Source organism: Ensifer sp. SSB1, from assembly GCF_016652895.1.
Classification (GTDB): domain Bacteria; phylum Pseudomonadota; class Alphaproteobacteria; order Rhizobiales; family Rhizobiaceae; genus Ensifer.
Genome location: NZ_JAEPRP010000011.1, coordinates 40,596 through 53,744 on the forward strand (window position 1 = coordinate 40,596; position 13,149 = coordinate 53,744).

At 63.8% G+C, this 13,149-nt stretch carries 11 protein-coding genes; 8 read left to right on the forward strand and 3 right to left on the reverse strand.

Features of this window, described 5'->3' with window-relative positions:
- Positions 1-61 precede the first annotated feature (61 nt).
- From I8N66_RS04725 to I8N66_RS04735, 3 genes are all read right to left on the reverse strand, one after another.
- Entirely contained in the window at positions 62-760 is a 699-nt protein-coding gene (locus I8N66_RS04725; RefSeq protein WP_291150243.1) for a phenylalanine--tRNA ligase beta subunit-related protein, read from the reverse strand.
- A gap of 34 nt (positions 761-794) precedes the next feature.
- Positions 795-1,712 (reverse strand): DMT family transporter, encoded by a 918-nt coding sequence (locus tag I8N66_RS04730; protein WP_291150245.1) that lies wholly within the window; start codon positions 1,710-1,712, stop codon positions 795-797.
- A gap of 113 nt (positions 1,713-1,825) precedes the next feature.
- Positions 1,826-2,674: an AraC family transcriptional regulator gene (locus tag I8N66_RS04735; RefSeq protein WP_291150247.1), complete on the reverse strand. Its 849-nt coding sequence runs from the start codon at positions 2,672-2,674 to the stop codon at positions 1,826-1,828.
- A 176-nt stretch (positions 2,675-2,850) separates the two neighbouring features.
- Between I8N66_RS04735 and I8N66_RS04740 the strand changes: the two genes are divergently transcribed.
- The 8 genes from I8N66_RS04740 to I8N66_RS04775 all read left to right on the forward strand — a co-directional run.
- On the forward strand, positions 2,851-3,438 hold the full coding sequence (locus I8N66_RS04740) for an ANTAR domain-containing response regulator (RefSeq protein WP_113536687.1): 588 nt from the start codon (positions 2,851-2,853) through the stop codon (positions 3,436-3,438).
- Positions 3,439-3,487: 49 nt separating this feature from the next.
- Complete coding sequence (locus I8N66_RS04745; RefSeq protein WP_291150249.1) at positions 3,488-4,780, forward strand: CmpA/NrtA family ABC transporter substrate-binding protein; 1,293 nt, start codon at positions 3,488-3,490, stop codon at positions 4,778-4,780.
- A gap of 344 nt (positions 4,781-5,124) precedes the next feature.
- Positions 5,125-6,417 (forward strand): CmpA/NrtA family ABC transporter substrate-binding protein, encoded by a 1,293-nt coding sequence (locus tag I8N66_RS04750; protein WP_113536685.1) that lies wholly within the window; start codon positions 5,125-5,127, stop codon positions 6,415-6,417.
- Between the two features lie 64 nt (positions 6,418-6,481).
- Positions 6,482-7,375, forward strand: coding sequence for a nitrate ABC transporter permease (gene ntrB, locus I8N66_RS04755; RefSeq protein WP_291150251.1), 894 nt, complete (start codon positions 6,482-6,484; stop codon positions 7,373-7,375).
- A 14-nt stretch (positions 7,376-7,389) separates the two neighbouring features.
- Entirely contained in the window at positions 7,390-8,190 is an 801-nt protein-coding gene (locus I8N66_RS04760; RefSeq protein WP_113536683.1) for an ABC transporter ATP-binding protein, read from the forward strand.
- A gap of 5 nt (positions 8,191-8,195) precedes the next feature.
- Complete coding sequence (nirB, locus tag I8N66_RS04765) at positions 8,196-10,658, forward strand: nitrite reductase large subunit NirB (protein WP_113536777.1); 2,463 nt, start codon at positions 8,196-8,198, stop codon at positions 10,656-10,658.
- A 4-nt stretch (positions 10,659-10,662) separates the two neighbouring features.
- A complete protein-coding gene (nirD, locus tag I8N66_RS04770) occupies positions 10,663-10,998 on the forward strand; it encodes a nitrite reductase small subunit NirD (RefSeq protein WP_113536682.1) in 336 nt (111 codons plus the stop codon).
- A gap of 2 nt (positions 10,999-11,000) precedes the next feature.
- Positions 11,001-13,149: nitrate reductase (locus I8N66_RS04775; protein WP_291150258.1), on the forward strand; the 2,149-nt coding region annotated here is incomplete at its 3' end.

Consider the following 13,149-nt stretch of genomic DNA (forward strand, 5'->3'; position numbering starts at 1 on the left):
CCGGTGCCCAACGGCGCCGGCCGGCACCTCGGCGCTGATGCGCCGTATCTGAGCGATTCCCCTAAATCGAAAAATCGAAACGCGGCGACGAACGATCGAGCATGGCCGTGCTCGGGCGATCGCCCCAGGCTGCGGCGATCGCCTCCGAAAGCGTGGCGATCAACCGCGTGACATCTTCTCGCGCCGTCCCGTGCAGGGCTTCGGCAACGATCAGCGCATGGGTCGTTTGAGGTCGGATCGCCGAGTGGCCGCTCTGCCGGTTGGTCCAGCGCCGGGCATGCGCCCGCCCTTCGCCATCCGCAAAGATCACTTCGCCGGCCTCCGGGTTTTCGGTCTCTCCTGCGAACGTCAGATAGGTCTCGTTGCCGGAAGCCCGGCGAACATGCAGATAGCCGCTGACATGGGCCAGATCGAAGACGGCGATCGGGATCGCGAAGGCGAGCGAGGTGGCGTTGCAGAGGTCAATCAACGGATGGATCGCCGGCAAGCTGCCTTCCTTCCGGAAGCGTCGGAGCAAGGCTTCAGAAGCCGAGCGATATTGCGTCGGCTTCAGCCCCATCCTGGCAAAGGTCCGGCGCCAGGCCTGGATTGCCGGCAGGTCGCTTTCCGACGCCGTTTCCAGGCGGTCATTCGCGATCGCCTGGAAACGGTGAATATGGTCCTCGACCGAAACGTCGCCGCTTATGCCGCTGATGAAAAGCGTACCGGCGCTCAGCTCCGGGAAGTCGCGCCAGATATCGTCTGCGTGTTGGAAGTGCATGAGGAGCCCTCGAAATGGATGCATTTATTCTCGTTCAAGCCTCTCCGGCGGAAAGGCTGCGTGCGGTCCTTCGGTTGGCAATGATCTGGGGCACGGTCAGGCCGAGAACGGCGCCGAGCACGCAGCCGATCCCAAGCAGTTGATGGCTGCCAACCGGCTCTCCGAGCAACAGAAAGGCGAAGATCACCGCCGAGACCGGTGCCAGCGCCGTGAAAACGGAGGCCTCGGTGCCGCTCACTTTCGCCGATCCCGCATACCAGAGCACGAAGCCGGCAACGGTCGGGATGATGGCATAATAGAGGACCGCAAGGATCGCGTTCTTGTCGATCGCGGCAGTTGCATGCGCCTCGAAGAGGGCGGGGATGAGAGCGACGACGAAGCCGAGGCCGGTCATCAGTGTCGAGAGCGCCAGGGGCGAGATCTCTGCCTTCACGCGCTTGTTGAGAAGGATGAACAAGCCCTCGCAGATGACGGCGCCGAAGATGAGCGCGATACCGAGCGGAGAATGGCCGCCGTCCTCGCCGGGCTTGAAGACGATGGTGAGCACGCCGACAGCGGCGAGCGCGATCGCCGCCAGCATCCGACGGTCGGGGCGTTCGCCGAGAATGAGGATGGCGATGGCGGCGGAAACCACCGGCAGGGTGCCGATCACTACGCCGGCATCGGTTGCCGGCGTCAGGCTCAGGCCGGCGATCAGCAGGGTGGTGTAGCCGACGCTACCGGCGCCTGCCTGCGCAAGAAGGATCAGCCAGTCGCGGCCTTTAAGTTTCGGCCATGACGTCCTGGTGAGCCACATCAACAGCAGGAAGAGCGGAAAGGCGATGGCGAAGCGCAGGGCTGTCGCGGTGAAGGGTGCAAGCCCGGCGGCAATGATCTTGCTGGCGATCACGGTGCTGCCGACGAGGATCATCGCCAGCGAAAGATAGAGATAGCCCTGGAATTTTTTCGACATGTCCGTTCTCCGTTGCAGCGCCGCGCCTGTCGCTGTGCAGCCGGTGCAGCCATGCGCCCGGGGAGGGGGCGGGTCTTGAACGGAATTGCGGGTGCTACTTCGATTCTGACAGCTTAGAGCGGGATGCGGGCGGAGAACCGCGCATACTTTTCCTCATCCCGCCTTGCCTCGGCATAAAGGCCCGGGGAGAGGCCATATTTGCTGACGAAGACGCGCGTCATGTGGCTCTGGTCGGCGAAGCCGGCGGCAAACGCAGCCTCCGCCAGCGGCGTGCCCTCGCCGATCAGGCGGCGAGCAAGATCGATGCGGCGCTGGACGATATAGGCATGCGGTGTCAGGCCGACCGCGCTGGCGAAGTTGCGCACCAGTTGAAACCGGCTCAGCCTTGCCTCGGTCGCGAGGTCGGCAAGGGTGATCGCAGCTGTCGGATCATCGTCGATCATCGTCTTTGCGGCGGTGACCGTTGCCGGTCTTTCCTGGTACTCCGGTCTGCCGGTGGCAAGAACGCTCGCAAGCAGCAGCAGAAGCCGCTCCTCGCGCCGGATCGCCTCGTTCTCTGTTGTCGGGTCTGTGATCGTTGCGAACAGCGCCCGGAACTGATTTGCCGCGTCCGCATCCTTGAAAGCCGGTGAGGCAAACTCGGCGGCATCCGAACGGCCCTGGCTGATATCCTCTGCGGCGGCAGCGATGACGGACGGATCGAAATAGAGCATGCGCCACGAGCGGCCGGCATCCCCGATCGGCGCGCCGTCATGCACCTCGCCGGGATTGACGGTGATCATGTCGCCGGCGCCGGCTTCCACCACGCCTCGGCCGCTGAGCGATTTCTGGGCGCCCTGGTAGATGAGGCCAATGCCGAACTGGTCGTGGGTGTGGCGGGCGAAGGAATGGCGCGATTCCGCCTCGACCGCGTCAATACCCGCGGTCGCGCTGCGCAGCATCCTGAACTGACCCTTTGTCATCCGTGCGCCGATCCTGTTGCTCGTTGTCCTTTTACATCGTCCGAGCGTCTCCCGCTATCGCCACGGCCTCGCCCAATCAAATGGCGTTCCGCATAAATTTTGAGCATAATGCTAAAATGTCAAAATATTGTGCAAACCCTGTTGCGAAAAATGCTGCGCCGCATCATGATCGACGCATGACGCACCGGGACCTCACCATTCTCGTCATTGACGAGAACGCCATCCGCGCCTCGATTATCGAGGAGGGATTGCATGAGGCCGGCCACCGCAAGGTCACGGTCATTCATGAAGTCCAGGGCATGGCTCGGACCATCGAGACGCTTCGGCCCGATGTCATCGTCATCGATATCGAAAACCCCAACCGCGACATGATGGAGCATCTGTTTCAACTGACCCGCACCGTCGGGCGGCCGATCGCCATGTTCGTCGACCGCTCCGATACGGCCTCGATCGAGGCGGCGGTCGAGGCGGGCGTCTCCGCCTATGTGGTCGACGGGCTGAAGAAGGAGCGCGTCAAGCCGATCCTCGACATGGCCGTCAGCCGCTTCAACGCCTTCAGCCGGCTGCAGCGCGAGCTCGCCGATGCGAAATCGGCGCTGGAAGAGCGCAAGGTGATCGAGCGCGCCAAGGGCATCCTGATGAAGATGCGTGGTCTCTCCGAGGATGAGGCCTTCGCGCTCCTGCGTCAGACGGCGATGAACGAAAAGAAGAAGATGTCGGATATCGCGCAGAGCGTGGTGACGGCCGCAGGGCTGCTGATGTGACGGTTGCGTCATGGTCGAGCCGTCGGAAGGAGACACCGGAGTGAACATCATGACGACCATCGATAATTCGCGACCCGGCGCGGCGATGGGCGAGGGCGTGCCCGCGCCGGTGAAGCTCGGCGGCGAAGGCACACGAACCATCCGCGCCGGCTTCATTCCGCTGGTCGACGCTTCCGTGCTGATCGTGGCGGCGGAGCTCGGCTTTGCCCGCAGGGAAGGGCTGACGCTCGATCTGGTCAAGGACGTTTCCTGGGCCAATGTGCGCGACCGGCTCGCCTTTCGTCAGTTCGATATCGCCCACATGCTTTCGCCGATGCCGGTGGCCGCCATGCTCGGCCTAGGTTCCAATCCCTCGCCGACGATCGCCCCTTTCTCGCTCGGGCGTGGCGGCAATGCGATCACGCTGTCCAACCGGCTCTTTGCGCGCATGCAGGAGGAGAGCGGTCTTGGCGAGGTTGGGGATGCGCTTGCCCATGCGCGCGCGCTCGCAGTGGTGCTTGCGCGCATGCGCCGGGACGGCGAGGCGGCACCAAGGCTCGGTGTCACCTATCCCTTCTCCTCGCACAATTACGAGGTCCGCTACTGGCTCGCGGCCGGCGGCATCGATCCCGACCGCGACGTCAAGCTCGTGGTGGTGCCGCCACCGCTGACCTCGGATGCGCTGGCTGCCGGCGCCATCGACGGTTTCTGCGTCGGCGCCCCCTGGAACATGGTGGCCTCCGAGCGTGGTCTTGGGCGCATTGTCGCTGCCAAGCAGGATATCTGGCCATCGGCGCCGGAAAAGGTGGTCGGCATGCGACCAGAATGGGCTGAGGGCAACGCCGAGACCGTATCGCGGCTGCTTGTGGCGCTCGACCAGGCGGCGCGCTGGTGCGATGTGCCTGACAATCGCGGCACCCTTGCCGAATTGCTTGCCACCCCCCGCTACATTGGCGCCCCGGTCGAAATCATCCGCAGGGTTCTCGCCGGCGAGTTCGCCATTGATGCGGCCGGCAACAGGCGCGTGATCGACGACTATTTCGTTTTCCATCGCGATCACGCCAACTATCCCCGTTCCGGTCAGGCACTCTGGATCTACAGCCAGATGGTGCGTTGGGGGCAGGTACGGCTGTCACCAGGCATGCAGGCGCTTGCGGCTGCCGCCTATCGCCCCGACATCTATCGCCAGGCACTCGGCACGGCGGCCGCTCCCGCCGATGCCGATATTCGTATCGAGGGTGACAGACGGGGCGAGCGCTTCATGGATGGCCACGTTTTCGATCCCGTTGATATCGAGGCCTATATCCGCTCTTTCCCCGTTCGCGCCTCGATGGCGCACGCTTCGGTCGAGCTGGAGAGCTGAGCATGGCGCACCATGTTTGTGCAGAGTCTCGACGCGGAATATGTGCACCGCACAATAATTCAGCAGGCTCTACAATAGGCGCATTTATGGGCGCCGCACTCGCATCCGAAAATTACGGTTTTAATTCAAGGCGCTAACTGTCGCGCCGACGAACTGGCACGGCCTTTGCTTTTCTTGAAATGCTTCGGTCAACGGCGATCGAAGCGAAATCAAACGCCAGATCGCGTTTGCCGAAGACACCGACGTCGCAAGGTTTTGTTCCCGAGGATTCCTCCCGATCCCGGACGCAATCACCGAGCGGCGTTTTTTTATGTCCGTTATCCGGCCAGCAGAGGAACCTGCGCATGACCAAGTTTTCGACCGGCGGTCTGACCCGCCGCAGCCTGCTGAAGACCACCGCTACCGCTGCACTGTTCGGCGCGGTCAAGACGGCCTTCCCATCCGGTGCCTTTGCGCAAGGCTCCGGGCCGGAAACCACCAAGGCGGTACTCGGCTTCATCGCGCTTACCGACTCGGCGCCGCTGATCATCGCCAAGGAGAAGGGGCTCTTCGACAAATACGGCATGACCGACGTCGAGGTGGTCAAGCAGGCCTCCTGGGGCACGACGCGTGACAACCTGGTGCTGGGCTCCGCCGGTTCCGGCATCGATGGCGCCCATATCCTGACGCCGATGCCCTATCTGATCTCGACTGGAAAGGTCACCCAGAACAACCAGCCGCTGCCGATGGTTATCCTCGCCCGCCTCAATCTCGATGCGCAGGCGATCTCGGTCGGGCAGGCCTATGCCAATCTCAAGGTCGGTATCGACGCCTCCGCGCTCAAGGAAGCCTTCGCCAGGAAGAAGGCCGAAGGCGTCGCCGCCAAGGTGGCTATGACCTTCCCCGGCGGCACGCACGATCTCTGGATCCGCTACTGGCTCGCCGCCGGCGGCATCGATCCGGATAGCGATGTCGAAACCATCGTCGTGCCGCCGCCGCAGATGGTCGCCAACATGAAGGTCGGCACCATGGACTGTTTCTGTGTCGGTGAGCCCTGGAACGAGCAGCTCGTCAACCAGAAGATCGGCTACACCGCCGTCAACACCGCCGAGATCTGGAACGAACATCCGGAAAAGTCCTTCGCCATGCGCGCGGACTGGGTGGAGAAGAACCCGCGCGCCGCCAAGGCGCTTACCATGGCCATCCAGGAAGCGGCGCAATGGTGCGACGACATGACCAACAAGGACGAGCTGGCCAAGATCGTCGGCAAGCGCAGCTGGTTCAACGTGCCGCCGAAGGACATCGTCGATCGCCTCAAGGGCGAATACGACTACGGCAACGGCAAGATCGTCGAACAGAGTCCGCACTTCATGAAGTTCTGGCGCGATCACGCGTCCTATCCCTTCCAGAGCCACGATAGCTGGTTCCTGACCGAGAACATCCGCTGGGGCAAGTTCGCGCCCGATACCGACATCAAGGCGCTCGTCGCCAAGGTCAACCGCGAAGACATCTGGCGTGAGGCGGCCAAGGATCTGGGTGTGACCGACGTGCCGGCATCCACCTCGCGCGGCGTCGAAAAGTTCTTCGACGGCAAGGTCTTCGATCCCGCCGATCCGCAGGCGTACCTCAAGAGCCTTTCCATCTCGCGCGTCGCCTGATCATTGCGATAGTCGCGGCCAGTGCTTCGCGACCATCCGTTTTCGAATTCCAAGGAGAACGGCCATGACCGTCACCAACCTCAAACTCAAGGACCAGCCGGCACCGCGGCCTGCCGCGCGCGTGATCGCCTTGACCTGCTCGGCAAAGCCTGGAGGCCACCGTCCGTGGCTCGCACGCATCGCCGCCGGTGCTGCCAACATCGCGCCGCTCATCGTCACGCTTTCGCTGATTCTGATTGCCTGGCAGATCCTCTGTTCGGCGCCTGATTCCAGCCTGCCGTCACCGACGCGCGTGATGGAAGAAAGCTGGGAGCTGATCGCCCATCCCTTCTATGTGGGCCAGGGTGTCGACCAGGGGCTCTTCTGGCACATCGCGGCAAGCCTGCAGCGCGTCGCGGTAGGATATGCACTCGCCGCCGTCGTCGGCATCGCGCTCGGCGCGCTGGTCGGCCAGAGCCAGCTTGCCATGCGCGGACTCGATCCGATCTTCCAGGTGCTGCGCACCGTGCCGCCGCTCGCCTGGCTGCCGCTGTCGCTTGCCGCCTTTCAGGACGGCAATCCCTCGGCGATCTTCGTGATCTTCATCACCGCTATCTGGCCGATCATCATCAACACCGCCGTCGGCATCCGCAACATCCCGCAGGACTACCAGAACGTCGCCAAGGTGCTGCGTCTCAACGCATTCGAATACTTTGCCAAGATCATGCTGCCGGCCGCAGCCCCCTACATCTTCACCGGCCTTCGCATCGGTATCGGTCTCTCCTGGCTGGCGATCGTTGCGGCCGAAATGCTGATCGGCGGCGTCGGCATCGGCTTCTTCATCTGGGACGCCTGGAACTCCTCGCTGATCAGCGACATCATCGTCGCGCTGATCTATGTCGGCATCGTCGGCTTCCTGCTCGATCGCCTCATCGCCCTCGTCGGCCGCGTCGTCACCCGCGGCACCGCAACCGCCTGAGAGAGGGGAAAGCCATGACCAAGAGCTATCTTTCGCTGGAACTGATCGACAAGAGCTTCGAGCGCGGCGGCACCCGCACCGAGGTGCTGAAACAGGTGTCGCTGTCGGTGGACAAGGGCGAGTTCATCTCGATCATCGGTCATTCCGGCTGCGGCAAGTCGACCTTGCTCAACATCGTTGCCGGCCTGACCCAGGCGACGACCGGCGTCGTACTGCTCGACGGCCGGGTTGCCGACGAGCCGGGGCCGGACCGCGCCGTCGTCTTCCAGAACCATTCGCTGCTGCCTTGGCTGACGGTCTACGAGAACGTCCGCCTCGGCGTCGACAAGGTCTTCCGCGCGACGAAAGCCAAGGCTGAGCGCCACGACTGGACGATGCGCAATCTCGAGCTGGTGCAGATGGCGCATGCGGCCGAGAAGCGCCCGTCGGAAATCTCCGGCGGCATGAAGCAGCGTGTCGGCATTGCCCGCGCGCTTGCCATGGAGCCGAAGGTGCTGCTGCTCGACGAGCCTTTCGGCGCGCTCGATGCGCTGACCCGCGCGCATCTTCAGGACCAGGTGATGCAGATCCATGCCGAACTCGGCAACACCGTGCTGATGATCACCCACGATGTTGACGAGGCGGTGCTGCTTTCCGATCGCATCGTCATGATGACCAACGGACCGTCGGCCCGCATCGGCGAAATCCTCGACGTGCCGCTCGCCCGTCCGCGCCGGCGCATCGAGCTTGCCGGCGACCGAACCTACCTCAAATGCCGCGAAGCCGTGCTTAAGTTTCTCTATGAGCGCCACCGCTTCGTCGAAGCTGCGGAGTGATCACCATGGCCGAACACACCCCCGAAAAGCTCGTGATCGTCGGCAACGGCATGGCGCCGGGCCGCATGCTGGAAGAACTGTTCGAGAAGGCGCCCGGCCGCTACGCGGTGACGATCTTCAACGCCGAGCCGCGCGTCAACTATGACCGCATCATGCTGTCGCCGGTGCTTTCGGGCGAGAAGGACTACGAACAGATCATCATCCATGGCGACGGCTGGTACATCAAGCATGGCATCACGCTGTACAAGGGTCACAAGATCGTTGCCATCGATCGAAACGCCAAGACCGTCACCTCCGACCATGGCGTGACGGAGAGCTATGACAAGCTGGTGATCGCAACCGGTTCGGTGCCCTTCATCATTCCAGTCCCGGGCAAGGATCTGCGCGGTGTCATCACCTATCGCGATCTCGACGATGTGCAGGCGATGCTTCTTGCGGCCCAGTCGCGCGAAAAGGCTGTCGTCATCGGTGGCGGTCTCCTCGGTCTTGAGGCCGCGGCCGGCCTCAGCGCCCGCGGCATGGACGTCACCGTCCTGCACGTCATGCCGACCCTGATGGAACGGCAGCTCGATCCGGCCGCCGGCTATCTCCTGCAAAGGGCTGTCGAGGAGCGCGGCATCAAGGTCATCACCAAGGCGAACACCAAGCGGATTGTCGGCGATGAGAAAGTCGAGGGCATCGAGCTCGACGACGGCCGTATCATCCCGGCGACCCTGGTCGTGATGGCGGTCGGCATCCGGCCGAATGTCGGCCTTGCCAAGGAGGCGGGGCTTGCCACCAATCGCGGCATCGTCGTCGACGCCGGCATGCTGACCTCCGACGGGGACATCATGGCGGTCGGTGAGTGCGCCGAGGTCGGCGGCATGGTCTATGGCCTTGTGGCACCGCTCTACGAGATGGCGCGGGTTGCGGCACGACACCTGGCTGGCGATCGCAGCGGCGCCTTCGTTCATTCCGATACGCCGACAAAGCTGAAGGTGACCGGCATCAACCTCTATTCGGTCGGTGACTTCGCCGACGGCGACGAACGCGAGGAAATCGTCCTTCGCGACGCCACCGCCGGCGTCTACAAGCGGCTGGTGCTCAAGGACAACCGCATCATCGGCACGGTGCTCTACGGAGAGACTGCTGATGGTGCATGGTTCAACGACCTGATGAAGCGTGGCACCGACATCACCGAAATGCGGGAAACACTGATCTTCGGCCAGGCCTATCAGGGGGGATCGCCCCTGGACCCTATGGCGGCCGTTGCAGCCTTGCCGGATGATGCGGAGATCTGCGGCTGCAACGGCGTCTGCAAGGGCAAGATCGTCGAGACGATTACCGGCAAGAGCCTGACCTCACTCGACGACGTGCGGGCTCATACCAAGGCGTCCGCCTCCTGCGGCTCCTGCACCGGTCTCGTCGAGCAACTGATGTCGCTGACGCTCGGCGAAAGCTACAATCCGGCGGCGGTCCAGCCGATGTGCACCTGCACCGAGTTCGGCCATGATGATGTCCGTCGGCTGATCAAGGCGAAGAGCCTGAAGACCATTCCGGCCGTGATGCAGGAGTTGGAGTGGAAGACCTCCTGCGGCTGCGCCAAGTGCCGGCCGGCGCTGAACTACTACCTCGTCTGCGACTGGCCGGACGAATATGCCGACGACTACCAGTCGCGCTTCATCAACGAGCGCGTCCACGCCAACATCCAGAAGGATGGCACCTACTCGGTGGTGCCGCGCATGTGGGGCGGCGTCACCAATTCCGGCGAACTGCGGGCGATCGCCGATGTCGTCGACAAGTTCGAGATCCCGCTGGTCAAGGTGACCGGCGGCCAGCGCATCGACCTGCTCGGCATCGAGAAGGAAGACCTGCCGGCCGTCTGGGCCGATCTCGGCAAGGCCGGCTTCGTTTCCGGCCAGGCCTATGCCAAGGGGCTGCGCACGGTGAAGACCTGCGTCGGCTCCGACTGGTGCCGCTTCGGCACCCAGGATTCGACCGGTCTCGGCATCCGCATCGAGAAGTTCATGTGGGGCTCGTGGACGCCCGCCAAGCTGAAGATGGCCGTCTCCGGCTGTCCGCGCAATTGCGCGGAGGCGACCTGCAAGGACATCGGCGTCATCTGCGTCGACAGCGGTTTCGAGATTCATTTCGCCGGTGCGGCCGGTCTCGACATCAAGGGCACGGAAGTTCTCGGGTTGGTGAAGACCGAGGATGAGGCGCTGGAGCATATCGTGGCGCTGACGCAGATGTACCGCGAGCAGGCACGCTACCTCGAGCGCATCTACAAATGGGCGAAACGCGTCGGCCTCGACGAGATCCGCCGCCAGATCATGGGCGATGCGGAGAAGCGCAAGGCCTATTTCGACCGCTTCGTCTTCAGCCAAAAATTCGCCCAGGTCGATCCCTGGTCGGAGCGCGTCTCCGGCAAGGACAAGCACGAGTTCCGGCCGATGGCGACGGTCGGTTTTTCTGAAGCAGCGGAGTGAGGTGATGGATATGAACTGGCATCCGATCGGCGATATCTCCGACATTCCCCTGAGGGGCGCGCGCTGCGTGAAGACGCCTGAGGGCAAGATCGCGGTGTTCCGCACTGCCGAAAACGAGGTCTTCGCCATCGAGGATCATTGCCCGCATAGGGGCGGGCCGCTGTCGCAGGGCATCGTCCACGGTGCGGCGGTGACCTGCCCCTTGCACAATTGGGTGATCTCGCTCGAAACCGGCAAGGCGCTCGGGGCGGACGAGGGCGCGGTGCGCACGATCCCGGTGCGCATTGAAGGCGGCGCGCTCTTCATCGCGCTCGAAAGCTTGCTGATTGCGGCGGAATAGCCATGGAGCGGGAGGTCAAGACCACCTGTCCCTATTGCGGCGTCGGCTGCGGCGTCATCGCAACAGTCGATGATAGCGGCGGCGTCGCCGTCCGCGGGGACGGCGATCATCCTGCCAATTTCGGCCGGCTCTGCTCCAAGGGCTCGGCGCTGGCCGAGACCCTCGATCTCGACGGCCGGCTGCTGAATCCGGAAATCGGCGGCGAGCAGGCCGGCTGGGACGAGGCGCTCGATCTCGTCGCGGAGCGCTTTGCTCAGACGATTGCCGAACACGGGCCGGATGCGGTCGCCTTCTATGTCTCGGGCCAGTTGTTGACCGAAGACTATTACGTCGCCAACAAGCTGATGAAAGGCTTCATCGGGTCGGCCAACATCGACACCAATTCGCGGCTCTGCATGTCCTCGTCGGTTGCCGGCCACCGCCGCGCCTTCGGCTCGGACACGGTGCCGGGCTGCTACGAGGATCTGGAGCTCGCCGACCTCGTGGTGCTCGCCGGCTCCAATCTCGCCTGGTGTCACCCGGTGCTCTACCAGCGCCTTGCGGCCGCCAAGACGGCGCGACCGGACATGCGCGTGGTGGTGATCGATCCGCGCCGCACGATGACCGCCGATATCGCCGACCTGCATCTGGCGATCCGCCCCGATGGCGACGTGGCGCTGTTCAATGCACTCTTCGCGTATCTGGCGGCAAGTGCGGCCCTCGACCATGCCTATGTCGCCGCCAACACCAGCGGCTTTGCCGAAGCCCTTGCCACGGCCGCGATCGATGAAGCAGCGTTGGTCCGGGCGACCGGCCTCGAACCGTCGGAAATCGCCGCCTTCTTCCGTCTGTTCGAAACGACGGAAAAAGTCGTCACCTGCTATAGCCAAGGCGTCAACCAGTCCTCTGTCGGCACCGACAAGGTCAACGCCATCATCAACTGTCATCTCGCCACCGGCCGCGTCGGCCGGCCGGGCATGGGGCCGTTCTCACTCACCGGTCAACCCAATGCCATGGGTGGTCGCGAGGTCGGCGGCCTCGCCAACCTGCTCGCCGCCCATATGGACATCGAGAAGGCCGGGCACCGCGATCAGGTGCGTCGCTTCTGGGGCGCGCCGTCAATCGCCGCAAAGCCGGGGCTGAAGGCCGTCGATATGTTCAGCGCCGTTGCCGATGGCCGCATCAAGGCGATCTGGATCATGGCGACCAATCCGGTCGTATCCATGCCGGATGCCGATGCCGTCGAGGCGGCGCTCGAGGCCTGTCCCTTCGTCGTCGTCTCCGATGTGCTCCGAGAAACTGACACCACCCGCCACGCCCATGTGCTGCTGCCCTCGCTCGGTTGGGGCGAAAAAGACGGCACGGTCACCAATTCCGAGCGCCGCATCTCGCGCCAGCGCGGCTTTCTCACTGTCCCCGGCGAGGCGCGCGCCGACTGGTGGCAGCTTGCCGAAGTCGCCCGGCGCATGGGTTTCGAAGGTGCCTTCGCTTTTGCCACGCCCTCGGAAATCTTCGCCGAACATGCCGGTCTTTCGGCCTTCGAAAATGCCGGGCGGCGCGATTTCGATATCGGTGCGCATGCGAAGATCGACGCTCCCAACTATGATGCACTCGCTCCGTTCCAGTGGCCGCAGCCGCAGGGAGGGCCGAAGCGCGAGACACGCTTCTTTGCCGATGGTGGCTTTTTCCATGCGGATGGGCGCGCTCGTTTCGTGGCGGTGAAAAGCGCTGTGCCGGACCGTGTCAGCGAGGCCTTTCCCTTCACCTTGAACACCGGCCGCGTGCGCGACCACTGGCACACGATGACCCGTACCGGGAAAAGTGCGCGGCTCTCGGCTCATCTCGCCGAGCCTTTCGCCGAGATCCACCCGCGCGACGCGATGGGCCTCGGCATTGCCGCGGCCGACCTCGTCACGCTCGAAAGCCCGCATGGCTCGGCGATCGTCCGCGCGCTGATCACCGAGCGCCAGGCGCTCGGCAATCTCTTCGTGCCGATGCACTGGAACGATCAGTTCGCGGCAAAGGCGCGCATCGACGCGCTGGTCCCACCAGTCACCGATCCGGTTTCGGGCCAGCCGGCTTCGAAAAATGCTGCCGTTGCGGTGCGCCGCTTTTGCGCCTCTGTCTACGGCTTCGCCGTCAGCGCGGCAAAACCCGCTGGCCTCGATCTCG

What these genes read in the sequence shown, in the direction of transcription:
- I8N66_RS04740 (WP_113536687.1), top strand. Translation starts at nt 2,851, where the DNA reads ATGACGCACCGGGACCTCACCATTCTCGTCATTGACGAGAACGCCATC.
- I8N66_RS04760 (WP_113536683.1), top strand. Translation starts at nt 7,390, where the DNA reads ATGACCAAGAGCTATCTTTCGCTGGAACTGATCGACAAGAGCTTCGAG.
- ntrB (WP_291150251.1), top strand. Translation starts at nt 6,482, where the DNA reads ATGACCGTCACCAACCTCAAACTCAAGGACCAGCCGGCACCGCGGCCT.
- I8N66_RS04730 (WP_291150245.1), bottom strand. Translation starts at nt 1,712, where the DNA reads ATGTCGAAAAAATTCCAGGGCTATCTCTATCTTTCGCTGGCGATGATC.
- nirB (WP_113536777.1), top strand. Translation starts at nt 8,196, where the DNA reads ATGGCCGAACACACCCCCGAAAAGCTCGTGATCGTCGGCAACGGCATG.
- I8N66_RS04725 (WP_291150243.1), bottom strand. Translation starts at nt 760, where the DNA reads ATGCACTTCCAACACGCAGACGATATCTGGCGCGACTTCCCGGAGCTG.
- I8N66_RS04735 (WP_291150247.1), bottom strand. Translation starts at nt 2,674, where the DNA reads ATGACAAAGGGTCAGTTCAGGATGCTGCGCAGCGCGACCGCGGGTATT.
- nirD (WP_113536682.1), top strand. Translation starts at nt 10,663, where the DNA reads ATGGATATGAACTGGCATCCGATCGGCGATATCTCCGACATTCCCCTG.
- I8N66_RS04745 (WP_291150249.1), top strand. Translation starts at nt 3,488, where the DNA reads ATGACGACCATCGATAATTCGCGACCCGGCGCGGCGATGGGCGAGGGC.
- I8N66_RS04750 (WP_113536685.1), top strand. Translation starts at nt 5,125, where the DNA reads ATGACCAAGTTTTCGACCGGCGGTCTGACCCGCCGCAGCCTGCTGAAG.